General features: G+C 37.3%; 26 protein-coding genes. 23 read left to right on the top strand and 3 right to left on the bottom strand.

What is annotated here, in order from left to right; translation table 11 throughout:
• Positions 1-105: 105 nt before the first annotated feature.
• Entirely contained in the window at positions 106-651 is a 546-nt protein-coding gene (locus AYC65_RS09110) for a YcxB family protein (protein ID WP_034870429.1), read from the bottom strand.
• Positions 652-784: 133 nt separating this feature from the next.
• Between AYC65_RS09110 and AYC65_RS09115 the strand changes: the two genes are divergently transcribed.
• Positions 785-1,291 (top strand): HAD family hydrolase, encoded by a 507-nt coding sequence (locus AYC65_RS09115; protein WP_034870430.1) that lies wholly within the window; start codon positions 785-787, stop codon positions 1,289-1,291.
• A 137-nt stretch (positions 1,292-1,428) separates the two neighbouring features.
• Here AYC65_RS09115 and AYC65_RS09120 read toward each other — a convergent pair whose 3' ends face one another.
• The gene (locus AYC65_RS09120) at positions 1,429-2,130 is read right to left on the bottom strand and encodes a DAPG hydrolase family protein (RefSeq protein WP_052114732.1); all 702 of its coding nucleotides are present in this window, start codon (positions 2,128-2,130) and stop codon (positions 1,429-1,431) included.
• Between the two features lie 70 nt (positions 2,131-2,200).
• Positions 2,201-2,806, bottom strand: a complete 606-nt coding sequence (locus AYC65_RS09125) for a Crp/Fnr family transcriptional regulator (RefSeq protein WP_059333755.1) — start codon at positions 2,804-2,806, stop codon at positions 2,201-2,203.
• A 411-nt stretch (positions 2,807-3,217) separates the two neighbouring features.
• On the opposite strand from AYC65_RS09125, the gene AYC65_RS09130 reads away from it, so the two are divergent.
• The 22 genes from AYC65_RS09130 (at position 3,218) to AYC65_RS09235 (ending at position 26,929) form a co-directional block, all read left to right on the top strand.
• Positions 3,218-4,321 (top strand): metallophosphoesterase, encoded by a 1,104-nt coding sequence (locus AYC65_RS09130; protein ID WP_234300277.1) that lies wholly within the window; start codon positions 3,218-3,220, stop codon positions 4,319-4,321.
• An 89-nt stretch (positions 4,322-4,410) separates the two neighbouring features.
• Positions 4,411-7,746, top strand: coding sequence for a DEAD/DEAH box helicase (locus tag AYC65_RS09135; protein ID WP_034870433.1), 3,336 nt, complete (start codon positions 4,411-4,413; stop codon positions 7,744-7,746).
• 401 nt (positions 7,747-8,147) lie between these two features.
• Positions 8,148-9,038, top strand: coding sequence for a class A beta-lactamase (gene bla, locus AYC65_RS09140; protein ID WP_034870434.1), 891 nt, complete (start codon positions 8,148-8,150; stop codon positions 9,036-9,038).
• Between the two features lie 284 nt (positions 9,039-9,322).
• Positions 9,323-9,829: a hypothetical protein gene (locus AYC65_RS09145; RefSeq protein WP_034870435.1), complete on the top strand. Its 507-nt coding sequence runs from the start codon at positions 9,323-9,325 to the stop codon at positions 9,827-9,829.
• 411 nt (positions 9,830-10,240) lie between these two features.
• Positions 10,241-10,582, top strand: coding sequence for a DUF2845 domain-containing protein (locus AYC65_RS09150; protein ID WP_059333754.1), 342 nt, complete (start codon positions 10,241-10,243; stop codon positions 10,580-10,582).
• A gap of 161 nt (positions 10,583-10,743) precedes the next feature.
• A complete protein-coding gene (acnA, locus tag AYC65_RS09155; RefSeq protein WP_034870437.1) occupies positions 10,744-13,518 on the top strand; it encodes an aconitate hydratase AcnA in 2,775 nt (924 codons plus the stop codon).
• 28 nt (positions 13,519-13,546) lie between these two features.
• On the top strand, positions 13,547-14,386 hold the full coding sequence (locus AYC65_RS09160) for an aldo/keto reductase (RefSeq protein WP_034870438.1): 840 nt from the start codon (positions 13,547-13,549) through the stop codon (positions 14,384-14,386).
• A 171-nt stretch (positions 14,387-14,557) separates the two neighbouring features.
• Complete coding sequence (locus AYC65_RS09165; RefSeq protein WP_034870439.1) at positions 14,558-15,130, top strand: Crp/Fnr family transcriptional regulator; 573 nt, start codon at positions 14,558-14,560, stop codon at positions 15,128-15,130.
• Positions 15,131-15,193: 63 nt separating this feature from the next.
• Positions 15,194-15,775 (top strand): peptide deformylase, encoded by a 582-nt coding sequence (gene def / locus AYC65_RS09170; protein WP_034870440.1) that lies wholly within the window; start codon positions 15,194-15,196, stop codon positions 15,773-15,775.
• A gap of 6 nt (positions 15,776-15,781) precedes the next feature.
• Entirely contained in the window at positions 15,782-16,546 is a 765-nt protein-coding gene (gene map, locus AYC65_RS09175; RefSeq protein ID WP_034870441.1) for a type I methionyl aminopeptidase, read from the top strand.
• Positions 16,547-16,647: 101 nt separating this feature from the next.
• Entirely contained in the window at positions 16,648-17,514 is an 867-nt protein-coding gene (locus tag AYC65_RS09180) for an alpha/beta hydrolase (protein ID WP_034870442.1), read from the top strand.
• Positions 17,515-17,516: 2 nt separating this feature from the next.
• Positions 17,517-18,083, top strand: coding sequence for a Crp/Fnr family transcriptional regulator (locus tag AYC65_RS09185; protein WP_034870443.1), 567 nt, complete (start codon positions 17,517-17,519; stop codon positions 18,081-18,083).
• A 56-nt stretch (positions 18,084-18,139) separates the two neighbouring features.
• Positions 18,140-18,718, top strand: a complete 579-nt coding sequence (locus AYC65_RS09190; RefSeq protein WP_034870444.1) for an NAD(P)H-dependent oxidoreductase — start codon at positions 18,140-18,142, stop codon at positions 18,716-18,718.
• Between the two features lie 533 nt (positions 18,719-19,251).
• Positions 19,252-19,848 carry an FMN-dependent NADH-azoreductase gene (locus tag AYC65_RS09195; protein WP_034870567.1) on the top strand — a complete coding sequence of 199 codons (597 nt, stop codon included), beginning with the start codon at positions 19,252-19,254 and terminating at the stop codon, positions 19,846-19,848.
• 11 nt (positions 19,849-19,859) lie between these two features.
• On the top strand, positions 19,860-20,201 hold the full coding sequence (locus AYC65_RS09200; RefSeq protein WP_034870445.1) for a YciI family protein: 342 nt from the start codon (positions 19,860-19,862) through the stop codon (positions 20,199-20,201).
• A gap of 2 nt (positions 20,202-20,203) precedes the next feature.
• A complete protein-coding gene (locus AYC65_RS09205) occupies positions 20,204-21,448 on the top strand; it encodes an RNA polymerase sigma factor (protein WP_257788234.1) in 1,245 nt (414 codons plus the stop codon).
• A gap of 284 nt (positions 21,449-21,732) precedes the next feature.
• Positions 21,733-23,244, top strand: a complete 1,512-nt coding sequence (locus tag AYC65_RS09210) for an acyl-CoA dehydrogenase family protein (protein ID WP_034870446.1) — start codon at positions 21,733-21,735, stop codon at positions 23,242-23,244.
• Between the two features lie 158 nt (positions 23,245-23,402).
• Complete coding sequence (locus AYC65_RS09215) at positions 23,403-23,768, top strand: DUF2845 domain-containing protein (RefSeq protein ID WP_034870447.1); 366 nt, start codon at positions 23,403-23,405, stop codon at positions 23,766-23,768.
• Between the two features lie 236 nt (positions 23,769-24,004).
• Entirely contained in the window at positions 24,005-24,265 is a 261-nt protein-coding gene (locus AYC65_RS09220) for an RNA recognition motif domain-containing protein (protein WP_034870448.1), read from the top strand.
• Between the two features lie 38 nt (positions 24,266-24,303).
• On the top strand, positions 24,304-24,738 hold the full coding sequence (locus tag AYC65_RS09225; RefSeq protein ID WP_021346737.1) for a cold shock domain-containing protein: 435 nt from the start codon (positions 24,304-24,306) through the stop codon (positions 24,736-24,738).
• 236 nt (positions 24,739-24,974) lie between these two features.
• Positions 24,975-26,102, top strand: a complete 1,128-nt coding sequence (locus AYC65_RS09230) for a PCMD domain-containing protein (RefSeq protein ID WP_034870449.1) — start codon at positions 24,975-24,977, stop codon at positions 26,100-26,102.
• Between the two features lie 41 nt (positions 26,103-26,143).
• Positions 26,144-26,929 (top strand): porin family protein, encoded by a 786-nt coding sequence (locus AYC65_RS09235; protein ID WP_034870450.1) that lies wholly within the window; start codon positions 26,144-26,146, stop codon positions 26,927-26,929.
• Positions 26,930-26,998: the final 69 nt, after the last annotated feature.

Below are 26,998 nucleotides of genomic sequence, written 5' to 3' on the forward strand. Positions count from 1 at the left end.
CGTTAATTTGCTTTTACGATTAAACAGTTACGCGGTTACACGGTTAAACAATTTTACAGTTTCACAATTAGCTAGCAACTAACCACTAACAACCAGCAACCAACCCTATCTCCACTTCCAGTTGAGTTCCTGTTGTAACTGAATATTATAATCTTTAGACAATCTGCTGATTACCTGATTAAATTCCTGAGAATTCTGAATAGCACTTTTAGGTACAATGAATCGCTCTCCGGTTTTCATTTTAAAGAAATAATAGGTATTAATTTCCTCTACAAGTTCTATATTGGGATATTTAAACTTTGCTTCGGCATTAGGCTCTGTCAGAATAACATCGTGAGAGCCAAATACAGTCTTATAGTTAACGCCTATTCTGTTTTTAAGATTAGTTCTTATATTCTTTAGGTAAAACTTTTCATAGCGCTTACGTTCATAATAATATATATAAATAAGTGTAACAGTAATAGCTGCTGCTATAAAAACAAACAAAGAAATGATACTCATACTAAACATAAGCAACGAACAAATGATGTAGATTATAATCAGAAGCCATAACACCCTTTGTCGCTGCTGCCTTATAACTTGATTTTTAGATGCAGCATACATATACAATTGTAAATAATCCTGTTCCTCTAGCTTATAATTTAATTCCATGAATGCCCGTATTAATGAATATCAGGGCAAAAATAAGATAAAATTATTTCAAATTGAAGGGATAGCTATTTGAAAATTTGCTAATTTGAAGATTTGAAAATGAAGTGATATAACAATTAAATAAATTGACAATATGTTATTACAATTTTATCCCGCTAAAGGTGTACAAAAATTAGGGTATCTCCTGTTTGCCTTAATTTTATTTTTAACCAATTGTACATCGTATAGTAAATACGCTTCCTATAACTCTATCCCGGAAAAATCTGAATTTTATTCAAATGGTAATTACTATCGGTATACCAATGAATATTATAAAATTACGATGCTTATGTTTGGAGATTTTGTTTATGCACAAAATATGCAGCAATACAAGAAGATAATGAATGATAAGTCTATAACCAATAAAATACCTTTTAAGAGTCGGAACAAATTATTATATGCCTTTACAACTTATCATAATAACGCTACTGTATTTGAACACTTCTTTGATATTTCCGTAGGTCAAAAAAAATACCCTGACAGTGATTTTATAAAAACCATAAAATGCAATAATAAGAACAAGATAGTACTTGTTATTTCTGAAAATATTTCAAATAATGAAGCGCAGTTTCTAATGGATAATTTTAAATGCATTGAATGATCTCATCAAAAACGCCCGACATAGTCGGGCGTTTTTGACTGATCATATGAAATCACTTAGTGCATGTAGCCAATTTCCTTTTTTCCAATTTCTAACTTCTAACTTCTAACTTCTAACTTCTAACTTCGTACTTGCTTTCACCATGGTAACGGAGCCTTGTCGCCATCCTGGTTTTCAGCATAATAAACAGAAGCCAGAAAATGAGACAGGTATGTAAATTCTGAATAGCAATGCTGCATCAGTCCCAATCCAATTTCTTCAGGTAAAGGATTGTCTGTATCGGCTACCGTAGCGCCTAAATAAAACTGACTTCTGAGCACACAACCAAATGGAGTATCGCGGGCAACATGAAACATATAACCATCTGCAGGATCACCATTATGGTCTACAGGTGCATTCGTTCCAAAGCCAATTCGTGCATATACTACAGCGCCTACATCTTCGCTATCATAGGCCTGGTCTAATAATACCGGATTAAATATTTCTGCAGGGTCGTGGAATTTGATAACCGCCGGTAATGGCGGAATATCGCCCAAGGACTCTGTAGCCCGTATTGTAGCTCCGATATAATTTTTATTCTTTATCCAAAAGCCGTCCCAGCCGCCATGCGAAACATGATCATGCGGATGCCACCATTTCAGATGCTCCGTTGTCTCAAAATATTTGAACCACCAGTCCAGCATACGGCTTTTGCAGCCATGCAAATCTGTACGTACTGAGACCAGAAGCATCCCATTGTCCAGTCTTTTTACTCCTGTTTCCAGCATCATGGGCTTTGGTGAAAGCAATTGATCAATCGTTGAAAACAAGGTTTCAGTTTCTTTTTCTTCCGCTATCATAACTTTATTTTTTGGGGTTATTTATACCTCAAATGTAGGAGCGAAAGCAAATAGAAAAACTTAACTATGGTTAAGACTTTGGCAGAATACGACTATGTCCTTTCTTTAGAATTCGGCTGTAGGCTTCAGGGGTAATGCCCAGAAATAAGGCAACATATTTATACGGAACATCGCGGACAACTTCGGGATAATATTGTTGCATAAAAGCAATCATCTCTGGTTTCTGGTACATCAGCTTTACATTGGTTATCCAGATATCTTCAGTAATAATTTCCAGGACAATTTTGCGGAGTATTTTCCCTACACTATTACCATTGTAATAATATTCCATAAACTGTGCTGCTGAAATGGCAATTACTCTGCAGCTTGTCATACTCATAACCTGATATTGAGAAACGGTTTGATTAAGGAGGCTGTCGAAATTGGTACAAAGATTTCCGGGCGTAAAAAACCTTCCGATAACCGTCTTATCCTTCATCGTAAATTCCGAAGCCAGTATACCTTCCGCAACAAACAGGACATCGGTGAATCTCAGATGCTGCTTCAGAATAACCTCATTTTTTTTATAGGTTCTCACCTCTGCATTTTCCAGCAATCCCCGCCATTCCAAATCCTGAGGAACCTCTTTCAGTTTAAATATATCAATCAGGTATTCTTCTGTACTCTTTTCCGTCATAGACATCCGTTCAAATTCAATATAAAAATAAAAAATTAATGTAACAATTTAATAATGTAATAGTGTAGCAATATGTGAATGGGTGAATGGGTGAATGGGTGAATTCGTGTAATCGTAAATTCGTTAATTTGCTTATACGGTTTTACAGTTTCACGATTTTACAAAGATTAATCAATATGTCAATGGGTCAATGGGTGAATTTATTAAACCGTGTAATCGTTAATTTGCTTATATGGTTATACGATTAAACAGTTACACGATTAAACGATTTTACAATTATAATAAGTGAATTTGTTTGTACGATTAACTAATTTCACGGTTCCACGATTAAACAATTCCGCGATTTCACGACTAAGAACTGACAACCAATTCCTCATTATCCCTTATATTTGTTCCGATTAATACTATATCATGATGTTTTCTTCCGTAAAATCTGTAGCCATATTATTATTTTCAGTCAGCATAAGCCTTATTCAGGGACAGGAAAAAAAACCAGTCAATTCCTCCGATGGCCCATATGTAAGCTATAAAGGCGACAGTATTCTTGTGCAGCAAATTGAAGCTGGCAGCCAGAAAAAAGAGCATTACCTTCAGAAAAATAAGAAAGCTATAAAACTGCGTATCAGTTTTTCGGATGCACCGGAGAAAAACTTTGAAGTAAAGCTAAAACAAAATATTTCGAATGAACCTTCTGTAACAGCACAACCTAAGAAAATGCTGGTACTCTCGGATATTGAAGGTGAATTCGATGCACTGAGAGATCTGTTACTAGCGAACAAAGTCATTAATAAAAAATACGAATGGATCTATGGAGACGGACATCTGGTGATTTGCGGAGATCTGTTTGACAGAGGAACCGAAGTACCTGCTACGATGTGGCTGCTTTATAAACTGGAAGAGGAAGCTAAACTGAAGGGAGGCTACGTTCATACTATTTTGGGCAATCACGACATTATGAATCTGGCAGGGAATTTTAAGTACGTAGATCAGAAATATTTCCTGAATGCTGAAAAACTAAATCTTTCATACGCTGACTTATACAGTGAAAAAACAGAACTGGGCCGGTGGCTGAGAAGTAAGAACCTGATTGAAAAAATCGGTGATAACTTATGCATGCATGGTGGCATTTCTCCGGATGTTAACAACCTGGGACTGACTATAGAAAAACTAAATGAAATAGCCAGACCTTATATTGGCTGGAAAAACCTTAAAAATACCGTTACCGACAGTACTATTCTGAAAATCTTCAATAGTACAGATGGCATTTTCTGGTACCGCGGATACTTTAAAGAACCTGTGGTAGATGAGAAAGTTGTAGACCAAACGTTATCCTTGTTTCAGGTAAAAAGAATTATTGTAGGCCATACCATTGTAAAAACCAATGTTGGATTTTATTACAATAAAAAAGTACTGGGTGTAGATGTAAATCAGCATAAAGGAGATCATCAGGCAGCTTTATTCGAAAATAACAAATGGTATAAAGTAGGTATTACCGGAGATAAAATATTGCTGTAACAATAGTAATGATTTTTCAGATTCGAATGCCCCATACAGAAGCAGAGCTTCACTAAAATTCTTACTTTTGTTCTTCACTAATTCAGCGCATGGAACTGCCTAAGGAATACATTTTACCAGACTTCAATATAAGAACACTGCATATATACGATCTGCTAAAGCATACAGCAAATGCAGATTTTATGGCTGTGAAGGAGTTTCAGGACATCTACCCTGTTGCATTGGAGCTAAATGCCGGCGTGTTTACGAAAAACTCTTCTTTGTCAGATTTCCCAAGAGTAGCCATTAGTCAGGTCGGTGCTAATCTGGTAACGTCGTGCTCCTGTAATTCTGCTGAAGATAAGCTGTGTATACATCAGGCCGAGATTATTCACTGCCTGCTTGAAGAAAAAGACTACCGTATTTTTTTTGATGCCTATCTACGGCATAAAACCCTCCTTCCCTATGCTAAAAGCTATGGATTGGAAGAAGAGAGCAATCTGGATATATATTTCCGACTGGAGTACCTTAATGGCAGACTTCAGGTAAGTCCTAAAATAAAAGAATTATTGCAGGTAGACGAACATATTCTGAAAAGAGATTTGCTCCCCCGCCGAACGTCTATAATAAAAGAACTGGCCACACAGGACACCAGCAAAAAGCAGATACTGGTTATCGGTAAACACCGCTATTACAATCAGCTGAACTTTCAGCTGATGGAAGCCGATACTACCCAGACCGGAAAGCTTAAAAACCCGGTAAATAGTATAGATGTAATGAAGCTGCTGTGGAAAGCAGAACTGGCCTCGGAGATAAAATTCTATACCGCTATTACAAGCTTCAACAATCAGTACGGAGAAACCGATCCTGCTGAAGCAGAAGCCCTGAAACATATTGTGCAAAATCCGCTGAGTCTGGAGGTTTATTTCCACGACAGAGCTATAGCAGAAAGCATATCGGCGAAGTCATTAGTTCCTGTGAATCTTAATACACTGCAGGCTGAAATTCAGCTCCATGTTTTCCGGAAAGAGCCTTTTTATGAAATAACCGGAGAGTTACTATTCAGAGATACAGCGCTTCCTTTCAGTCAGGTAGTCATCCGAAACGAATATTTTGTTTACTACCGGAATACCTATTATCTGATTACAGATTCCGATATGTTGCGGGTGATACAGTTCTTTAAATCCAACAACGAAATATTGCTTGTCCACAACTCCAGATACGAAGTCTTTATGCAGAGTATACTGACTCAGCTGGAGCAACGGGTACAGATTAATTACAGCTATATCCGTCAGGCAGCGCCAACGGAGATCGCCGATAAAGATTACACAACCGAAAAGCTTATCTACCTGCACCAGGAAGGCAGTTATATATCCATAACACCGGTAATGAAATACGGAAATGTGGAAATTCCGGTATACTCCCGCAAGCAATTGCTGGATACCGACCAGAATGGAAATGAATTTAAAATCGCGCGTGATCATAATGCTGAAATCCGGCTAACCAGAGTGGTAATGGAACAGCACCCGGATTTTAGAGAACAAATAGAAGAACAGGAATACTTTTACCTGCACAAAGATAAGTTCCTGGATGAAGAATGGTTTTTGAATGCCTTTGAGACATGGCGAAATGAAGACATACACATACTGGGTTTCAACAATATCAAAAATAACAAACTCAATGCACACCGTGCTAAAATTACTATAGAAGTTACAAGTGGAATCGATTGGTTCAATGCGCAGCTGAAGGTAGGTTTTGGACATAAAAAAGCTACTCTGAAACAGGTAAACAAAGCTATCCGGAACAAGAGTAAATTTGTACAACTGGATGACGGCACCCTTGGAATACTCCCGGAAGAATGGATACATAAAATCACCCGTTATTTTCAGGCCGGTGATATCGACGAAGAGCTCCTGAAGATTCCAAAGATCAGCTATACCGAAATACAGGATTTATTTGAAAAAGAGGTTCTAAGTAGCGAAGTACAGGCAGAAGTATCTGCTTTTGCACACAATTTTTCTGCAAATGCAGAAATTCCCGAAGTTGCAGTACCTGAAGCCTTGAATGCTGAACTAAGAACTTACCAGCGGGAAGGACTGAACTGGCTAAACTTTTTGGACAGTCATAATTTCGGAGGCTGCCTTGCAGACGATATGGGACTGGGTAAGACGGTACAGATTATTGCTTTCATCCTCTCGCAAAGAGAAAAACATGGCCATACAACCAGCCTTGTCGTATTACCAACTTCGCTGCTCTTCAACTGGCAGGAGGAACTGGCTAAATTTGCACCTTCTGTAAAAGTGCTAACCCATTATGGTGCAGACAGACAAAAAAGTACAGCAGATTTTCAAAAATATGAAGTTATACTCACCACTTATGGCATGCTGCTTTCGGATATTACGTTCCTGAAGAAATTCAGGTTCAACTATATATTTCTGGACGAATCACAAACCATTAAAAATCCAAACTCGGAAAGGTATAAAGCAGCACGCCTGCTGCAATCCCGTAACAGAATTGCACTAACCGGAACCCCAGTGGAAAATAATACTTTCGATTTGTACGGACAGCTATCTTTTGCCTGTCCCGGACTATTGGGAAGCAAGCAATACTTCAAAGATATATATGCCATCCCTATCGACAAGTTTGAATACAGCAAACGGGCTACTGAGCTGCAAAAGAAAATAAAACCTTTTATCCTGAGAAGGACAAAAAAGCAGGTAGCTACAGAATTACCGGAAAAAACGGAGATGCTGATCTATTGTGAAATGAATACGGAGCAGCGCAGGATTTACGACCTTTATGAAAAGGAAGTCCGGGATTTTATATCAGCTACTGATGAAGATGAAATCCATAATAAAAGCATGCATGTATTAACCGGACTTACGAGACTTAGACAGATATGCAACTCCCCTGTTCTGCTAAAAGATGGTCATTCCGGAGATCATGCCGTAAAGATTGAAATTCTGACGGAGCAGATAGAAAACAAATTCAGGGAGCACAAAATACTGGTGTTCTCACAATTTGTCGAAATGCTGGATCTAATTAAAGCTAAGCTGGATGAAAAAAACATCCGCTATGAATACCTTACCGGACAAACCCGGAATCGTGGTGCTAAAGTACAGCACTTTCAGAATAATGAAGAAGTACGGGTCTTCCTGATTAGCCTGAAAGCTGGTGGTACGGGTTTGAATCTTACCGAAGCCGACTATGTATATCTTGTAGATCCGTGGTGGAATCCTGCAGTAGAAAATCAGGCTATAGACCGCAGCTACCGCATTGGCCAAACCAAAAATGTAGTAGCTGTACGAATGATATGTTCCGGTACCATTGAAGAAAAAATGATGAACCTGCAGAAGAAAAAGAAAAAACTGGCTCAGGATCTTATTACTACAGAAACTTCATTCTTCAGCAGTCTTTCTAAAGACGATCTGCTGAGTATTTTATAGATTGTTAATTTGTGGAATCGTGTAATTGTGAAACTGCAAAACCGTGTAATCGTCTAGCCTTATAAACGAATTTACGATTGCACGAATTCACTCATTCACATAGTATAGTTGTGAAACCGTTTAACCGCAGAATCGTGAAACTGTAAAACCGTATAAGCAAATTAACGATTTAACAATTACACGAATTCACTCATTGACATAGTATAGTTGTAAAATTGTTTAACCGCAGAATCGTGGAACTGTAAAACCGTAAAAGCAAATTAACGAATTCACGCTTACACGATTTTACAAATTCACAAATTATCCTTCGCCTATATCACTTTTCTGTGATTATATTTCTGATTTGAGTTTTTTATCGCTATTTTAGGCCCTGAAAAACTAAATTAACACAACACACTTTTATGGCTAAAAAAGCTATTTTGGGCATTATTGCATTATTGATGTCATTGTCTTTTTTCTCTCAGGTTCATGAGAATACAGTACTTAAGAAAACTTTAGAATCTATTATTTCTGGCAAGAAAGCTACTGTTGGAATATCTGTTATAGGTCCCGATACAAAAGAGGTAACCGGAATAAATGGAGATCAGATGCTGCCTATGCTGAGTACCGTAAAGTTTCCCTTAGCTCTTACTGTTCTTCATGAGGTGGAAAAAGGAAAACTTTCCATGGCTCAGAAACTTTTCATCAAAAAAGAAGAACTATTAGAAGATACATGGAGTCCGTTCAAAGAGAAATACCCGCAAGGAAATATTACAATAACTTTGGAAGAGGCTTTGAAATGGACAGTTTCTTACAGTGACAACAATCTTACAGATATTCTTTTAAGGTTAATCGGCGGTCCTGAAACTGTTCAGGAATTTATAGACAGCAGCAGCTTTATCATCAAGAATGATGAAGAAGGCATGCATAAAGATTGGGATTCCCAATTCATCAATAAGATCACACCCAATTATGCTACTCTGTTACTGCAGGAATTCAGTAATGGTAAAATACTAAACAAGGCACATACACAATGGTTATACAATGCCATGCTGAACAATGCAAGTGGCAAAAAACGACTGAAAGGCAACCTTCCGGCAGGAGTAAAGATTGCCCACAGAACCGGAACTTCATTCACCAATAAAGAAGGAATGACCGGAGCTATTAACGACTACGGAATTATAGAATTACCCGGTAAAAAGAAAATTTACATTGCTGTTTTTGTCCACGATACCTACGAAAGCTTTGAAGCTTCTGAGAAAATTATCTCTGATATAGGAAGAGCAACTTATGATTATTACACTAAAAAATAGGTAGTGGGTTGTTGGTTCTTAGTTGTGAAATCGTGGAATCGTTTAACTGTAAAATTGTTTAACCGCAGAATCGTGTAACTGTAAAACCGTAAAAGCAAATTAACGAATTTACGATTGCACGAATTCACTCATTCACTCATTCACTCATTCACATAGTATAATTGTAAAATTGTTTAACCGTGGAACCGTAAAATTGTATAGTTAGATTAACAAATTCACGATTGCACGATTACACGAATTCACATATTGTTACACTGTTACATTAATTTTCATACTTTAAACATATGTCTTATAAAGATTTTTTTCGGGTATTAATAAAAATTGTTGGTTTGTATTTCTTTATACAGACCTTGTTTTCTTTTCTTCCTTCTCAGATATCAATAGCTTTCCTTAATTCAGATTCTTTAGAAACAGCGGGAGCAATGCTCTATACAATACTTATTATAGTCATATGCTTTGGAATCTTATATTTTCTTATTAAGAATCCGGATAAAATAATCGATCTTTTTAAACTGGATAAAAACTTCGATAACAACAGCATAAATATTCAGAACCTAAATTCAAAAAACCTTATAACAATCGGGCTTTTTATAATTGGCGGCTATCTGGTTATTAGTAATATTACCAGGTTCATTGCATCTGCCTATTATAAAATGAAATTAGACCATTCTTCTATTCCTTTACCCGATATAAATAACAGTTTTACTATACTAAACAGCGCTCTGAATGTTATTCTGGGGTTTATACTCATTGTTTACAGGAAAAACATTGCAGCTTATTTTGAGAAATAGCTAAATGGGTTGTTAGTTGTCAGCTAATTGTGAAACCGCGGAATTGTTTAATCGTGGATCCGTAAAATTGTAAAACCGCAGAATCGTGTAACTGTAAAACCGTAAAAGCAAATTCACTCATTCACATAGTATAATTGTAAAATTGTTTAACCGTGTAACCATAAAATTGTATAGTTAGATTAACAAATTCACGATTGCACGGTTATACAAATTGACATATTCACATATCCATATTGTTCTGCTAAGCAACTATTGATTTCCATATTTTCTTTCACAATTCCTGATTTTAACTTCTTTATTTATAATTCTATAAAAAAAATATAAATAATTGATTTTAATGAAATAAAATATTACACATCTGTATTTATTGTATATTTAATAAATAAAAACACAATAAAAATCAGAATAGCCATGAAAATTTTTTTTAACCTAAAAGCAGCCTATTTTATCCTAATTATAATATTATTTACCTCATGTAAAACCGTGAGTAAATTTACTTCTGAATCAATAAGTATTGGAATGTCAAAAGAACAGGTAATATCAAGGTTTGGTCAGCCTTACAAATATGAAGTTATAAAAGACAAAGAAACAGGAGCACTTGAAGAATCATTATTCTATCGTGAATCATATGAACTCGGATATTATTCTATAATAAATATATTAAACTTTAAAGACGGAAAACTAGTATCTTTAAAACAGGGAGAGGAATCCAAAAGAGATGTTCATACGCCTATTAAAAGAAGTTCCCGTTAATAGCTTTATACTTTGTTTGCTACATTACTAGATTGTTACATTACTAGATTGCTCGCCAAATAGTCTACCTTAATGTTAATATTCATGTTAATCTATCATAATATTAGCCTGCCTTTTCTTTTTTAGCGGTAAATTAGGTGTTCACATAAAATCGCATCTTTATGAATACCCAAAAAGCTAAATCGGTACAGGAGTTATCTGTAAACGGTAAAAACTACCATTACAGTTCTTTGAAAAATCTTTCGGAAAAAGGAGTAGATCACCTTCCTTTCAGTATTCGTATTCTTCTGGAGAATGTCCTGAGAAATTACGATGGTTTCAGTATAACAGACGAACATGTTGATACCCTGCTGCAATGGACACCTGCCCCGGTAGACAAGGATATACCGTTTAAGCCTGCCAGAATTCTGATGCAAGATTTCACGGGTGTTCCCGCTGTAGTCGATATGGCCTCTCTAAGAGCCGAATTTGTACGCCAAGGTAAAGACGGACAAAAAATAAACCCTGCGATTCCTGTGGATCTGGTGATAGACCACTCGGTACAGGTAGATTATTTCGGTACAGACTACTCTTATGATAAAAATGTTACTTTAGAATTTGACAGAAATAAAGAACGCTATGAGTTGTTGAAATGGGCGCAGAAAGGTTTGAATAACTTTACAGTCGTTCCGCCGGGCATGGGTATCTGCCATCAGGTGAATCTGGAATATCTGGCCAAAGGTGTTATAGACAGAGATGGCTGGTTATTCCCGGATACTTTGGTCGGTACCGACTCGCATACGCCTATGGTAAACGGAATCGGTGTAATTGCATGGGGCGTGGGCGGTATAGAAGCTGAAGCGGCTATGCTGGGACAACCGATATTCTTTACCTGTCCGGAAGTTGTCGGACTGAAACTAACAGGAAAAATACCATCCCACTGTACAGCCACTGATATGGTGTTATCTATTACCCGCATATTAAGAGATAAAGGAGTAGTCGGAAAATTTGTAGAAGTCTTTGGAGACGGACTGGATAACCTTACCGTAACGGATCGTGCCACGATATCCAATATGTCGCCGGAGTTTGGATGTACAGTAACCTACTTCCCTATCGATGACCGTACACTGGAATACATGCATGCTACTAACCGCTCGCCAGAGCAGATTAAAATAGTAGAGGAATACTGTAAAGAAAACCTGCTGTGGAGAACCGGAAACGAAAACATTCTGTACTCTTCTGTGGTAGAACTGGACCTAAATACACTGGAACCCACAGTTTCCGGACCTAAACGCCCGCAGGATAAAATTCTGGTAAAAGACCTCAGCCATAAATTTACTGAAATTCTGAAAGACGAGCATCACCGTGACTATGAGCCTATTTCTAAAAGAACAGAATATGCATGGCTATCCGATGGTGGTTCAGGAACAGAATTTACTTTTGGCAAAGTCCCTATAGAAGGACCAAGTCATTCCGAAGTTATTCAGGATACCCTGCATACGGTAAGAATAAAACAAAACAACTCTGAATTTGTATTAAGTGATGGCAGTATTGTGATTGCGGCTATTACCAGCTGTACCAATACCTCTAACCCTGCTGTAATGGTAGGAGCAGGATTGCTTGCCAGAAATGCTATAGAAAAAGGACTGAGAACCAAACCATGGGTGAAAACCTCTCTGGCACCAGGTTCTAAGGTTGTAACCAAGTATCTGGAGCGTTCAGGACTGAACACAGATCTGGAGGCTCTTCGTTTTCATACCGTAGGTTACGGCTGTACTTCCTGTATCGGGAACTCCGGACCATTACCACCGGCTATTGCTACGGCCGTAGATAAGGGCGAATTAGTTGTAGCTTCTGTACTTTCCGGAAACCGTAACTTCGAAGCAAGAGTTCACCCTCAGGTAAAAATGAACTTTTTGATGTCGCCAATGCTGGTTGTAGCTTATGCGCTAACCGGACATGTAGATATAGACCTTACAACAGAACCATTGCAATACGATCCAAACGGGGAACCTGTATACCTGAAAGACATCTGGCCTTCCCGTGAAGAAATTCAGAAAACAATAAATGAATGTCTGAAACAGGGTGACTTTGAGGAAGTATATGATGTAATCTTCGATGGCTCTGAAGACTGGCAGAATCTGGAAGTAAATCTGGATCAGAATTTTGAATGGGATCGGAATTCTACTTACATTAAAGAAGCACCTTTCTTTGAAAACATTAGCGCAGATCCGGATCCGGTAACAGATATAAAAGATGCCCGGGTGTTATTATATTTAGGCGATTCGGTAACGACCGACCACATCTCGCCTGCCGGCTCATTTAAAGAAGATTCTGCAGCAGGTACATATCTGAAAAACAATAATGTAAATAAAGAAGATTTCAACTCTTACGGATCCAGAAGAGGAAATCATGAAGTAATGATGCGTGGAACCTTTGCCAATGTAAGAATCAAAAATAAAATTGCCGATAAAGAAGGAGGCTTCAGCCGCTACTTCCCTACCAATGAAGTGAAAACAGTATTCGATACTGCAATGGCCTATGAAAAGGATCATACTCCGCTGATTATTCTTGCAGGGAAAGAATACGGATCAGGATCTTCCCGTGACTGGGCAGCAAAAGGAACCTTCCTCTTAGGAGTACGTGCGGTAATCGCTGAGAGCTTCGAGCGTATCCACAGAAGTAACCTGGTAGGTATGGGCGTTGCACCTCTTGTATTTACAGACGGACAAAATGCTGAATCTTTGGGTCTGGACGGTACTGAAACATATAACATTTCGGGGCTTGCAGAGAACCTTACACCTCATAAAATACTGGAGGTAAAAGCTGTGCATCCTTCCGGTAAAGAAACAAACTTTAAAGTAAAAGCCCGACTGGATTCTGCTATTGAAATTGAATACTACAGACATCAGGGTATTCTGCAGTATGTACTAAGAGAATATTTGAAGAATAACTAAACCAAAAAATTAAAATAAATTTTATAAAATGAAAGATTTCATGCTAAACAATGGCTTGTCTATACCTGAAATAGGATTCGGAACCTGGCAGATACCTGAAGGCGACGTGGCTAAAAACGCAGTACTGTCTGCCCTTGAAAATGGTTACAGACATATAGACACAGCCAAAATTTATGAAAATGAAAAAAGCGTTGGTAACGCTATAAAAGCAAGTGGTGTATCCCGTGAAGAAATATTCCTGACCACAAAAGTATGGAACAGCGACAGAGGCTATCACGAAACTATGGCTGCATTCGAAAAATCACTGGAACTTTTGCAGACAGATTATGTAGACTTATATCTAATCCACTGGCCAGCTATTCCTTCACAATTCGACAACTGGAAAACACTGAATGCAGAAACATGGCGTGCTTTGGAAGATCTTTATACCTCCGGAAGAGCAAAGGCTATTGGTGTATGCAATTTCTTGGTACATCATCTGGAAGCTTTAAAAGAAACGGCTAAGATAAATCCGATGGTGAATCAGATTGAATACCATCCGGGCTATTTGCAAAGTGATGTGGTGAACTATTGTAAAAATAACGAAATATTGGTAGAAGCCTGGAGTCCTATAGGTTCAGGAAGACTTTTGGATAACGAACTTCTTAAAGATATTGCAGCAAAATATCAGGTCAGTGTAGCACAGCTATGTCTGAAATTCTGTCTGCAAAATGCTGTTTTACCACTTCCAAAGTCAGTAACACCAGCTAATATTAAAAGTAATCTGGATGTGGATCATTTCAATATATCCGAGGAAGATATGAAAACGATTGCTTCAATGGAAGAAAGCGGTTTCTCCGGCTTAAATCCGGACCATGTTCCTTTTTAATTAAAATAAATGAGCACTAAGTTATCTGCTTATAGCTTATAATTTAGTGCTTATCATCTATATTCACCATTCACCATTCACCATTCACTATTCACTATTCACTATTCACTATTCTTTTATTGACTATCTTTGCATAAAGTTTCCGGAGGGACATAAAAACACAAATACATTATGGGCTTCTTAAAAGAATATTACGAACAAATCGTTGAGCTTCAGGAATCGGAATGGGATTTTATTGCTTCACATTTCGAGCGTAAAGTCATAACTAAAAATGAAATTATCACCCAGCAGGGTGAAACAGAAAACTATCTGTCTTTTATAGAATCCGGCATTGTACGTTTTTATATTCCGGAAGAGGAGGAGGAAAATGAACTGACTTTTAATTTCAGTTTCGACAAAGAGCTTACCTGTGCTTATGATTCTTTTTTAACCCGCACACCTTCTCAGTATGAAGTACAGGCACTAACGAAAACGGTTATCTGGCAAATCTCCTATCATAACCTGCAGCGTGTATACCACGAAACAAAAGTGGGAAATTATATTGGCCGTCTGGCTTCAGAGAAATTATTCCTGACAAAGAGCAAACGCGAACTCTCTTTATTAAAATACAATATAAAAGAAAGATACCTGAACCTCTTTAAAGAAGAACCGGATGTGCTGAAGCATATACCTCTAAAATATATTGCTTCCTATATTGGTACTACCCCACAAGGCTTAAGCAGAATCCGCCGCCAGATCGTTTAATTACTTATCATTTGTTCATTGCCTGTGAAAGCAGGTCGTAAGAACTTTGTGAAAATTTTTACAATGATCTTACCTATTATAGCTTATGGGCATAGTATCCTAAAGCAAAAATGCAAACCTATAACCAAAAATCCCGACCTTAATCAGCTGATTAAAGATATGTGGGAAACCATGCAGAATGCTAACGGCTGCGGACTCGCAGCGCCACAAATCGGGCAGACAAAACAATTATTTATTGTAGACAGCACTTCCGTTTACCAACTCATGGATGCTGAAGACCGTGAGCATTACTTCGAATCTGACGATCACGGTATTAACGAAACATTCATCAATGCCCGGATTACTGATTATTCGGATGAGTTATGGGATGATTATGAAGGCTGTCTGAGTATTCCCGGGCTTTCTCAAAAAGTAAGAAGACCCTGGAGTATAAACATCGAATACTTAAACGCCGATTTACAATTACAACAGCGCAGCTTTAGCGGAGCTACAGCAAGGACTATACAGCATGAATACGATCATACCCAAGGCATTCTTTATCTGGATCATCTAAAACCTTTGACCAGAAAACTGATGGAAACAAAGCTCCGAAAAATAAAAAACGGACAAACAGAAAGTAATTACCCTGTAAAATATTTAAAATAATCCTCTATGTCTATTACCAACGAAAACGAACTTATCGGAATGCAACAGGTGAGTGAAGCTGTTGCCCACACCCTGAAAAAGATGCAAGCTTATGCCCGGGCAGGTATGTCGACCAAAGAACTGGATGACTATGGAGCAACGATTTTGGAAAGCTTTGGTGCCAAATCGGCACCGCTCCTTACCTATAATTTCCCGGGATGTACCTGCATTAGTGTAGGCCATGAATTTTGTCACGGTATTCCTTCAGAAAACAGAATTTTGCAGGAGGGAGATCTCATTAATATTGATGTATCTGCGGAACTAAACGGCTATTGGGCAGATAATGGAGCTTCTTTCGTTATAGGCATTGATCTCCATCAGCATCAGAAACTCGTTGACGCCTCAAAGGATATACTGAATAAAGCTATTTCCCACATAAAAGGCGGAGTAAAGATCGCCGATATTGGTTATCTGATAGAAACTGAGGCTAAGAAAAAAGGTTATCGGGTAATTAAAAACCTCGCTGGACACGGCGTTGGCAAAAGCCTGCATGAACAACCGGATGAAATACTGAATTACCGAAATAAGAATGACCAAAGGAGATTTAGAAAAAATACGGTAGTAGCTGTTGAAACTTTTATTTCCACTACTTCTACTTATGCAGAAGAAGAAAATGACGGTTGGACAATGACAGGAAATAAAGGTGGTTATATGGCCCAGCATGAACACACAATCCTGATAACCGATACAAAGCCTGTTGTACTGACCAGAATGAACGGAATACCCTATTAAAAATCATTGCTATTAATCGCCATAAAAAGACTAACTTCGTTAAGCTTTTCCCCCTATACAAGGGAAACGAATAAATTTCGAACAAACCTAATTAACGTTACATGACACTTACACGCTGCAAGGCTCTTTTTATGCTGGTAGCTCTGACTATCGCTTCTCCCCTGTTTTCACAAAACAGCACAAAACCGCTGGTATTCGGTAATAGTGAAGTTTTTCATTCCGATATATTGAAAGAAGACCGAAATATCAATATTTATCTTCCCGAAGAGTTTAACCCGACTGATGCTACAAAATATCCGGTAATCTATATTCTGGATGGAGGCGTGGAAGAGGATTTTTTCCATATTGCAGGGATTGTACGCTATAATACACAACCATGGGTTGAGCGTTTTCCAAGGTCTATCGTTGTCGGTATAGAGAATACCAACAGAAGAAGAGACTTTACTTACGCAGTGCCCGATCTTAACTTCCTGGAGAAGGAAGGTTTTAAAAAGGAAAGTTTTCCGCAGTATGGTGGTTCTGAAAAATACATCAGCTTTTTGAAAAACGAACTTCAGCCTTATATTGAGAAAAAATATAAAGCCAACAATAACAGAACAATTATTGGTGAGTCCCTGGCCGGATTGATGTCAACCGAAATATTACTGAAAGAACCGGAAATGTTTAATCAGTACATTATTATTAGTCCAAGTATGTGGTGGGGTGGTGAAAAATTATTAAAAGAGGCGGACAGCCTTTTGAAATCCAGATTGAAAACGACAAAGAATGTTTATATCGGTGCTCCAAACAAAGAGGAAGATGTAAGGATGTATAATGAAGCTGAGGCACTTTATAAAATACTAAAGTCTAATAAAAACATAAAAGTAAGCTTTGATTACATGCCGGATGAGTTACACTCCACGGCAATACACCAAGGCGTATACAATGGTTTTAAAAAGCTTTATCCAAAGTCTGCTTATTCCAAATAATAGTGATTACAGCTTATTTTAACAGCTTCGGTATATTTAGCGCAGAAGAAATTGCTGCCACAGTTCAGCTCTTTGAATCCAGATTGCTGAATAAAGGTGATTTTTTTGTACAGGAACATGAGAAGAACAGTGAGGTTGCTTTTATACAATCCGGGATTTTCAGATCTTTTTATACCTCTGCTGATGGTAACGATACAACATATTGCTTCCGGTTTCCGCAGGATATGCTGGCGGCCTATTCTTCTTTTATAACCGGTAATCCCAGTACTGAAAGTATACAGGCCATTACTCCGGCAAACTTACTGGTTATACAGAAAAGTACGATAGACAAACTGGAAGCCCAAAATCCTAAATGGACAATGTTTCTGAAACTCATAGCTGAACAACAATACCTGGAACTTGAAAACCGGGTATTTCAGCTTCAGAAAGAAACTGCACTGCAGCGCTATACTTCTTTATTGAGTAATCATCCGGAGTTTGTACAAGAGATTCCATTGCAATATCTTGCATCTTATCTGGGCATTACCCAGCGGCACCTTAGCCGCATCAGAAAGCAGATTTCTTTTTAGACATTTGTCCTGTTTCTAAGGACCAAACCCTTCATAGCTTTGCCCAAAGCAATTTTATGAAACACATCGCTATTATCAACGGACATCCCTATGGAGAATCATTAAATGCAGGTTTGGTACAAGCCTATAAAGAAGGAGCAGAACAGAAAGGCGCCATAGTACAGATAATTAATATTTCCGATTTAAAGTTTAATCCTAATCTGGAAAGCGGTTACAGTAAAAGAACAGAGCTGGAACCTGATCTTTTAAAGGCATGGGAAATTATTCAGTGGGCGGAGCATCTGGTATGGATACATCCTGTCTGGTGGGGAGGTCTTCCTGCAATCACCAAAGGTTTTATCGATCGTTTGTTCCTTCCCGGAATGGCTTATAAATACCGTGACAATTCTATTCTATGGGATAAACTCCTAAAAGGTAAAACAGCCCGTATTATCACAACACTAGATCAGCCAGGCTGGTATTACAGACTCATGTACGGAAGACCAAGTGTTAATCAGCTTCGGAAATCTACTTTACAATTTTGCGGCATATCTCCGGTAAAAATTACTTATATCGGAATTATCCGAAACTCTCCTGAGGCCAGTCGAAAGAAATGGCTGCTGAAAGTAAAAAAAATGGGATTAGATTTGAAATAAAGCATGTACAGTCTTGTTAAGGTTTAAAAACCGAACAGAGTTTTTCTAGTACATTCCTAATCATTATAATTCTTAGTAGTTTTATTATACCGTGTAAGATCAAGGCATTATGCTTTTGTTGTTAAAACCGGCATCTCTATACCCGTTGCTATGTTTCGCACCCCAAGCTATAAAGATTGTTATATAGCCCTGTAAAGGTTTAAAACCTTTACAGGGTTTTCTCATACAAAGCTTTTTAATAACCATTACGAACTTTAGACTATTGAAGATAAATAAACACCTTTTCACACTAGCTTTTTCAATATCACTAATAAAATAGTTGTACAGTTAAAATCTTTATCGTAATATTGTATCACTATAAAAATAGTGATACATCAAAAACTAAATAACCATTATATGACAAAGTATTAACAATTCAATTATTTCAACTAATAATACCTCTATAACAGAGGTATTTTTTTTGATTATTTTTCAGAAGATGTCCCCTTTTATTTATTTCAATCGTCATGTATATGAATTCAAAATTTTTAGACATGAAAAATATACTGCACATTATCTCCAGTGCAAGAGGTTCAAAATCTTACAGCTACGGATTAAGTAAAACTATTGTAGAAAAATTAATGGTTACAGATCCAAGCGCAGTTATTACAGAAAGAAACCTTACACTGGAATTCCCACCCTATATTGATGAAGCATTAGTTCCTGAACTTTATAAATCTCCGACGGACTACAATGAAACATCGAATAGGCTATTAGAATATTCCGACACAATCTTTAACGAGGTTAAAAATGCTGATATAATAGTAATAGGGACTCCTACGCATAATTTTAGTATTTCTGCACCACTCAAAGCATGGATTGATCTACTGGTACGGGTAGGTATTAGCTATGGATTTGATAATACAGGTGCACGGGTTGGATACCTGAAAGGAAAAAAAGTATATCTGGCAATCGCTTCCGGTGGCAAATCATCGACTACAGCAGAAGGAAATGATTATCTGGAGTCATATATAAAGGCTGTTTTCGATGCTTATACAGGAATTACAGATATTCGTACATTTAGGGTTGAAGGAACAATTCAAAATGATTACAGTAAAGACGACTATAAAAAGATTATACAAAACCTATAAATAAAACAGGCATGAAAGAATTTGCATTAATTTTCAGACTTACGGATATCAATGATTTTCGCCCTTCTCCGGAGCAAATGCAGGAACGCATGAACTGGCTTGCAGGTATTGTTGCTCAAAATAAACTGGCAGATAAGGGGAATACCCTTTTACCCGTACCGGGAAGTGCAAAAACAGTAAAGCCTGACAACGTTATAAGCGATGGTCCATACACGGAAATTAAAGAGTTTGTAAGCGGATATATTGTTGTAAGAGCTGAAAATATAGAAGAAGCTGTTGAAATGGCTAAAGGAAACCCTATCTTTAAAATAGGCGGAAGCATAGAAGTACGTGAGGTTTTAGCACGCAATTAATCGTGAAGCAACAATCGGTTAGAGATATACTTCCCCACTTATTCCGAGAGGAATACGCAAAAATGACGGCTGTACTATGCCGTCTTTTTGGCATCCAGCATATTGAAATTGCTGAGGACCTTGCCAGTGATACATTTCTGAAAGCTTCAGAATACTGGGCAATTCATGGAATACCTGAAAATCCTGTTGCATGGCTCTACACTGTGGCAAAAAATAAAGCCAAAGATTATTACAAACACACCAGTATTGTTGAAGAAAAGCTTCAGGAAATTTTCAGAACAGCGCGTAATGAAGTATTACAAGAAACAGAAACCATTGAACAATATATTGCGGACAGTCAGTTGGCCATGATATTTGCTGTATGTGATCCGGCAATCTCCACTGAAGCTCAGATATGTCTGGCATTGCAGATATTATGTGGCTTCAGTATTACAGAAATTTCCGACGCCCTGCTCAGTAAACCAGAAACCATAAAAAAGAAACTCTTAAGAGCACGAGACAACCTGAGGAACACAAATTTTCAAATCGTTCTCTTGAGTGAAACCGAAATAAAACTCAGGCTCAGCGCAGTTTTAAAAACCCTATACCTCTTATTCAGTGAAGGCTATTTTTCTAAAAGCAGCCAACACTATATCCGAAAAGAACTATGTCTGGAGGCTATAAGGCTTACCCTGATACTTACGGAATCCCCTCTTACCAATACTGCAACGGCCAATGCCCTGTTGGCTCTGATGTGCTTCCAAAGCTCCAGACTGGAAGCAAGAACTGACCAGCACGGAAAGATTATCCTCTTTGATGAGCAAGATACAAGTCTTTGGGATCAGGCTCTTATTGACAGAGGAAATTATTATCTTGTGAAGGCTTGTACAGGAGATGAGGTTTCCAAATACCACCTGGAAGCTGCTATTGCTTATTGGCATACTACTGTTGGAAATGAAAAAAAATGGCCCCAGATATTAGAATTGTACAATCAGCTTATTTGTATTGAAGATTCACCTGTTACAGCGCTCAACAGGGTTTATGCTTTCTCAAGAATTTATGGAAAAGAAAAGGCACTTGAAGAGCTTCTGAAAGGTAAAAAAACAGAAAGTAGTTACTATTATGAACTACTTGGATTTTTATACGCTGACACGGAAATATCCAAAGCGATACATTATTATTCCGAAGCAATAAAACTGGTAAAATCCGGAGCTGAGAAACAGCATATTGAACAGGAAATTGAACGACTAAAGACTCTTTTGGACTGAATATTAAAAAAAATAAAAATAAAACAGTAGAAGTAAACCTGTAGAAAACAAGGGGTTCCAAATATTAAACACTTATTTAGAAACAAGCTTTACTATTTATATTATAAATACTTGCGAGAGGTTTTTTTTTAAACGTACTTTGTGACAAATCGTTCTTGTTACAGAGAATAGTATTTTGATTTAGATTATATAGGGCTGCTATTTAGATTATTAAGTTGGGTGCCATTCGCTCTATTTTCTTTTTATCGTTGTGTAGATGGCGTACAGCACTAATTTAATAATGTATGAATCCATCGGCAACAGCCCTTACCGGAATTCCGTTTTCCGAATTTTTGACTCACTTTAAAGATTCAATTTCCCAACTTTTCAAAAAAGACTGTATAAATCAGCTAAGTTTATCCAGAGGTCTTCCGCCACATGTATGGAAAACCATTATGAACTTAAAACCTTTATCAGTTGCTGTCCCTGAAGAGTTTGGCGGAAGAGGAACAAAAGTAAAGGAGTGCCTTGGAATTCTCTCAGCAGCATCTTATGAATCACTTCCCCTGTCATTAACATTTGGGATCAATATTGCGCTTTTCCTGGAGCCTTTGGCTAAATACGGAAATGCACTGGCAAAAGCTGATATCTTTAAGCACTTTTTAGATTATGGTGCAATGGGCGGACTTATGATTACTGAACCGGATTATGGTAGTGACGCTCTGAACATGAAAACCCAGAATAAACTGGAAGGTGAAAAATACCATATAAAAGGAACTAAACACTGGCAAGGTCTTACAGGTATGGCCGATTACTGGTTGGTAACTTCCAGAAATATGAATGCAGAAGGAGCGCTTGCAAGAGATGTAGACTTCTTTATTGCCAATACACATGAGCATGACCAGAATATAGATGTTGTTGAATATTATGACAATCCGGGATTGTATATGATTCCTTACGGATTGAATAAAATCGATATAAAGGTACCACAGCAGAATAAACTAATTCCTGAATCTACAGGATTGAAAATGATGCTGGATATCCTACACAGAAGCAGACTTCAATTCCCGGGAATGGGAATGGGCTTTTTGAAACGCATGATGGAAGATGCTTCTAAACACTGCCAGGAAAGACAGGTAGGTGCAGGAAATCTTTTATGCTTCGATCAGGTACAATTTCAGCTTTCCAAAATGCAGTCTTTCTTTACACTTTGCTCGGCTATGTGTGCAAAAAGTGTTAAGATAAGTGGTATAGATCATGATGTATCCGGCAGCGGTATTCATGCAAATAGTATGAAAGCCCTGGTAACAGATATGATGCAGGAATCTGCACAACTATATGTACAGCTATCCGGAGCTAAAGGTTACCGCATGAGCCATATTGGCGGACGTGGTATTATGGACAGCCGTCCGTTCCAGATTTTTGAAGGCTCTAACGAAATGCTTTACACTCAGATTGCAGAAGGCATTCTGAAAGATATGAAGAAAAAGAAAACGGAAAACCTGGCTCAGTATTTAGACATTAACGAAACGACTAAAAACGCTGCTACAGTATACAGTAAAGATCTGGACATAAACGTTACAGCACCTATATCGCAACGTAAAATGATTGATCTGGGGAAAATCGTTGCTCGTGTTATTATCGTAAATGATTTGTTAGAACTAAATGATTCCGGATTCAGTCAGGAGCTTACAGATAACTGTATACAAATGGTAAGACAGGAAATCAGAAATCTTATTTCTTCAATACAACACCATGAAAACATATCGGCTCTGGAAAATACCAGTAGCAAAAGTGACTGGATGTTATTTTCATAATACACTCACTTATATATTATAACAGCTTCTTCCCTTTTCGGGGAAGAAGTTTTTTATTTAATTGCAGGCTTGTTGCATTAAAATATTAAAATTAACCCATAGACAGCCAAATATAACATTCATTTTAATTATCTTTAAAACAACAAAATATATTAATAATGAGAAAAAAAATTATAAGATCTGTACTTCTTATTCTCCTTTGTATATTTATTAGTTCATGCGCTACAACTAGTAAATTTTCTTCCGAATCTTTAAATATCGGGATGACTAAAGAAGAAGTTATAGCAAAATTTGGAAAGCCTTATAAATCAGCGTTTTCACAGGATAAAGAAAACGGAGGTATTGAAGAAACATTATTTTACAGAGAATTTCTTTATATTTCCGGAAATAGTAATATCACGAATATTCTAACTTTTAAAGCAGGCAAACTCATCTCTCTTAAACAAGGGCTAGAATCTGATACAACAACCCGGACGACAATTATAAATACTCCTCCTTCTACGGTTGTCCAGACTTCAAACTAATCTTTGTTTTATAATTAAATGATAAGATATTTGCTATAATCTTTTCAATCAACTTTTTAAGCTGGTAATCATAGCTGTATTTAATATATTTTTCGTATATTTGCAAAATCATATGACAATATGAACAGGGCTTTTGCCTATGCTATTTCTGCAATAGTTTAGAATATTTATATTTTTTTCTCAGTTTTCGCTTTTTTTCAGTTGCCGTATTTTTTTTAACCTATAATTCAATAATTATGAATATATTAGTTGGCAAACTGAATCCTCAGACAACCGAACAACAATTGGAAAAACATTTTAATTCTTTTGGCTTTATAACTGCTGTAGACATCATAAAGGAGTCTTACTCCGGTGATTCTCTGGGCTATGGATATGTGCTGATGCCCAATCCTGAAGAAGCAGAAACAGCAATTAAAAAGCTGAATGGAACATCACTGGATGGCCATTCAATATTCGTGAGCAAAGCCTCACAAAACAGTAGCAGATATAGATTATAACATAACCCAGATCATAACTAAATAAACTAAAACAATATATGGCAGATTCTTTCTCTAAAAAGGAAAACAACAAGAAAAAAGCACAAAAACAACAGGAAAAAGCAAAGAGACGCGAAGAGCGTAAATCGACTAATAACAAAGGTAAGAGTCTTGACGAGATGATGGCATACGTAGATGCCAATGGTCAGATCACCACGACTCCGCCGGAAGACAATGCTCCACTGGAGATTAATCTGGATGACATACAGCTGGGTGCTGCTCCGATAGAAGCAGAAGAAGCCGTAAAAACAGGGATTATTACATTCCTTAGTGAAAAAGGCTATGGTTTCATCACAGAAGACAAAAGCAAAGAGAATATCTTCTTCCATATCAATAACTGTAAAGAGCCTGTGAAAAAAGGCAACAAAGTATCTTTCGAAAAAGAAAGAACAATGAAAGGATTTGCGGCTATTGATATCCAGATTGTTAAGTAATAAAAAATGAATTTTTAATCTTTAACGGTTTAAAAATTTATTTTCAATAAAGCTGTTCCACACCGGAGCAGCTTTATTATTTTTGGTAAAAACAGACAATCCCATCATTTTTTTACAGTATCTTTGTTCAGAATTACGGCTGCAACATTCTTTTCAGCCATCCGGAAAGTATATTTGACCAAATATCTCCGGCTCATACAATATATTAATCTGTTAATTAATCTTATATTATAATGATGAGAGTCAAAAACTTTATCTATTTATTCCTATTGGCTACAGGTCTGTTATTAGCCTCCTGTATCCGCGATCAGGCTCAGAATATGGAAGCCGATATAGAAACCGCAACAATAGCCAATTCTACAGAAATCTTACAGGTGCAGCCCATTATCACTGATAATACTATTACATTCAGATTAAGAGAATACACCACCGATTTCCATTTCTCTCCGGAATTCACCCTGACACCCGGGGCCAGCATGAAACCTGCAAGCGGAACAAAACTGGACTTCAGCACTCCTCAGAAATATACTGTAACATCAGAAGATGGTGCATGGACAAAGGAGTATACAGTATCATTTGTTATTGATGATTCAGAAAGGCGTTATTATCCTTTTGAGAATGCAGAAATTATTGACACGGACGGACCCGAAGGTCATTTTCACAAATTTTTCGATTACCAGGCCAACGGGCAGAAAAAATATGACTGGGCTACAGCAAATGAAGGTTATAACATTCTGGCTGAAACATTGCTGGAAGATGGAGAAACACTTACTCCAGCCTTCTACCCCACTGCACAGATACCTGACGGTTATATCGGAAAAGGTGTAAAAATGCAGACAAAAAGTACCGGACCATTAGGCGGAATGTTTGGCTCACCATTAGCAGCCGGAAATTTATTCCTTGGAACTTTTAAACTAACTGTTCCGGCTATTAAGTCAACTCTTTTCGGAATTCCTTACAACTTCAAAACGGCACCAAAAGCTATTAAAGGTTATTTCAAATACAAAGCCGGAGACAACTTTGTAGTGAACAGTAAAACCGGAACCAAGCTTACAAAAGATACATGGGATGCTTATGCTATCTTATTTGAGAAATCGGATAAAAACAATTACCTGAGTGGAGATCACTCTTTCAAAGATGCAAGAATGGTAAGTGTTGCAAGAATAAAAGCAGATAAAAGAATTGAAACAGATAAGTGGACAGCATTCGAAATTCCTTTTGAAAATGTAAACGGAAAAGCTTTTGATAAAAATAAAGAATACATGTATACGATTGTATTTACATCAAGCTTAGAAGGCGACTTGTTTAACGGAGCTGTAGGAAGTGCTTTGTGGATCGACGAAGTAAATGTCGTTACTGAGTAAAAACTAAAGTTTTCCAATCTTAACAGAATCAGAATTATCACATGAAAAGAGTATTATTATCCATATTATTATCACTGGGAACCAGCAGTATTATTTCTGCACAGCAAACAGAAGCTAATATCTCTACAGCAAAACCCAATTTTTTCAATACTGATATCGACTATCAGATCCGTGCAAACTACAGTATTGGTGGTAGTACACCGTTGGGTATGCCCCATGAAATACGCAAAATAGAAAGTTATAATCCAACATTGGCTCTAGGACTTGAGGCCAATGCTACAAAATGGGTTTCTGAGGACAAGAAATGGGGTATCCGTGTAGGAGTCCGTGTAGAAGGGAAAGGAATGAAAACCAAAGCCGAGGTAAAGAACTATCTTACAGAAATAAAACAGGACAATTCCAAAGTACGGGGATATTATACTGGTAAGGTACAAACTACAGTAAAAAACTCTTACATCACTGTACCTGTTTCTGCAGTCTACCGTCTGTCCGATAAATGGAATCTCTATGGCGGACTTTATTTCTCAGGGCTTATTGATAAAAACTTTGATGGTTATGTTTCCGATGGCTACCTGCGTCAGAATACACCTACCGGACCAAAAATCACATTTTCCGAAGGAAGCACTGCAACTTATGACTTCTCTAATGAAGTACGTAAATTCCAATGGGGATTACAACTAGGTGCAGAATGGTCTATGAACAAACATTTTGTATTATTCCCTGAATTCTCTTATGGAATCAACGGGCTTCTGAATAAAGACTTCGATGCTATCTCATTTAGCATGCACAATGTCTATCTGAATATGGGCTTCGGTTACAAATTTTAAAAGATAAAATATACAATTCTAAAAGTCCTCTTTCGAGGGCTTTTTTTATGTAAAATTATAATATTTTTT

The organism is Elizabethkingia bruuniana (assembly GCF_002024805.1).
Lineage (GTDB): Bacteria > Bacteroidota > Bacteroidia > Flavobacteriales > Weeksellaceae > Elizabethkingia > Elizabethkingia bruuniana.

Bases quoted from the DNA above. Each gene is read 5' to 3' on its own strand.
- AYC65_RS09110 (WP_034870429.1), bottom strand. From the start codon at position 651: ATGGAATTAAATTATAAGCTAGAGGAACAGGATTATTTACAATTGTAT.
- AYC65_RS09115 (WP_034870430.1), top strand. From the start codon at position 785: ATGTTATTACAATTTTATCCCGCTAAAGGTGTACAAAAATTAGGGTAT.
- AYC65_RS09120 (WP_052114732.1), bottom strand. From the start codon at position 2,130: ATGATAGCGGAAGAAAAAGAAACTGAAACCTTGTTTTCAACGATTGAT.
- AYC65_RS09125 (WP_059333755.1), bottom strand. From the start codon at position 2,806: ATGACGGAAAAGAGTACAGAAGAATACCTGATTGATATATTTAAACTG.
- AYC65_RS09130 (WP_234300277.1), top strand. From the start codon at position 3,218: ATGATGTTTTCTTCCGTAAAATCTGTAGCCATATTATTATTTTCAGTC.
- AYC65_RS09135 (WP_034870433.1), top strand. From the start codon at position 4,411: ATGGAACTGCCTAAGGAATACATTTTACCAGACTTCAATATAAGAACA.
- bla (WP_034870434.1), top strand. From the start codon at position 8,148: ATGGCTAAAAAAGCTATTTTGGGCATTATTGCATTATTGATGTCATTG.
- AYC65_RS09145 (WP_034870435.1), top strand. From the start codon at position 9,323: ATGTCTTATAAAGATTTTTTTCGGGTATTAATAAAAATTGTTGGTTTG.
- AYC65_RS09150 (WP_059333754.1), top strand. From the start codon at position 10,241: ATGAAAATTTTTTTTAACCTAAAAGCAGCCTATTTTATCCTAATTATA.
- acnA (WP_034870437.1), top strand. From the start codon at position 10,744: ATGAATACCCAAAAAGCTAAATCGGTACAGGAGTTATCTGTAAACGGT.
- AYC65_RS09160 (WP_034870438.1), top strand. From the start codon at position 13,547: ATGAAAGATTTCATGCTAAACAATGGCTTGTCTATACCTGAAATAGGA.
- AYC65_RS09165 (WP_034870439.1), top strand. From the start codon at position 14,558: ATGGGCTTCTTAAAAGAATATTACGAACAAATCGTTGAGCTTCAGGAA.
- def (WP_034870440.1), top strand. From the start codon at position 15,194: ATGATCTTACCTATTATAGCTTATGGGCATAGTATCCTAAAGCAAAAA.
- map (WP_034870441.1), top strand. From the start codon at position 15,782: ATGTCTATTACCAACGAAAACGAACTTATCGGAATGCAACAGGTGAGT.
- AYC65_RS09180 (WP_034870442.1), top strand. From the start codon at position 16,648: ATGACACTTACACGCTGCAAGGCTCTTTTTATGCTGGTAGCTCTGACT.
- AYC65_RS09190 (WP_034870444.1), top strand. From the start codon at position 18,140: ATGAAACACATCGCTATTATCAACGGACATCCCTATGGAGAATCATTA.
- AYC65_RS09195 (WP_034870567.1), top strand. From the start codon at position 19,252: ATGAAAAATATACTGCACATTATCTCCAGTGCAAGAGGTTCAAAATCT.
- AYC65_RS09200 (WP_034870445.1), top strand. From the start codon at position 19,860: ATGAAAGAATTTGCATTAATTTTCAGACTTACGGATATCAATGATTTT.
- AYC65_RS09210 (WP_034870446.1), top strand. From the start codon at position 21,733: ATGAATCCATCGGCAACAGCCCTTACCGGAATTCCGTTTTCCGAATTT.
- AYC65_RS09215 (WP_034870447.1), top strand. From the start codon at position 23,403: ATGAGAAAAAAAATTATAAGATCTGTACTTCTTATTCTCCTTTGTATA.
- AYC65_RS09220 (WP_034870448.1), top strand. From the start codon at position 24,005: ATGAATATATTAGTTGGCAAACTGAATCCTCAGACAACCGAACAACAA.
- AYC65_RS09225 (WP_021346737.1), top strand. From the start codon at position 24,304: ATGGCAGATTCTTTCTCTAAAAAGGAAAACAACAAGAAAAAAGCACAA.
- AYC65_RS09230 (WP_034870449.1), top strand. From the start codon at position 24,975: ATGAGAGTCAAAAACTTTATCTATTTATTCCTATTGGCTACAGGTCTG.
- AYC65_RS09235 (WP_034870450.1), top strand. From the start codon at position 26,144: ATGAAAAGAGTATTATTATCCATATTATTATCACTGGGAACCAGCAGT.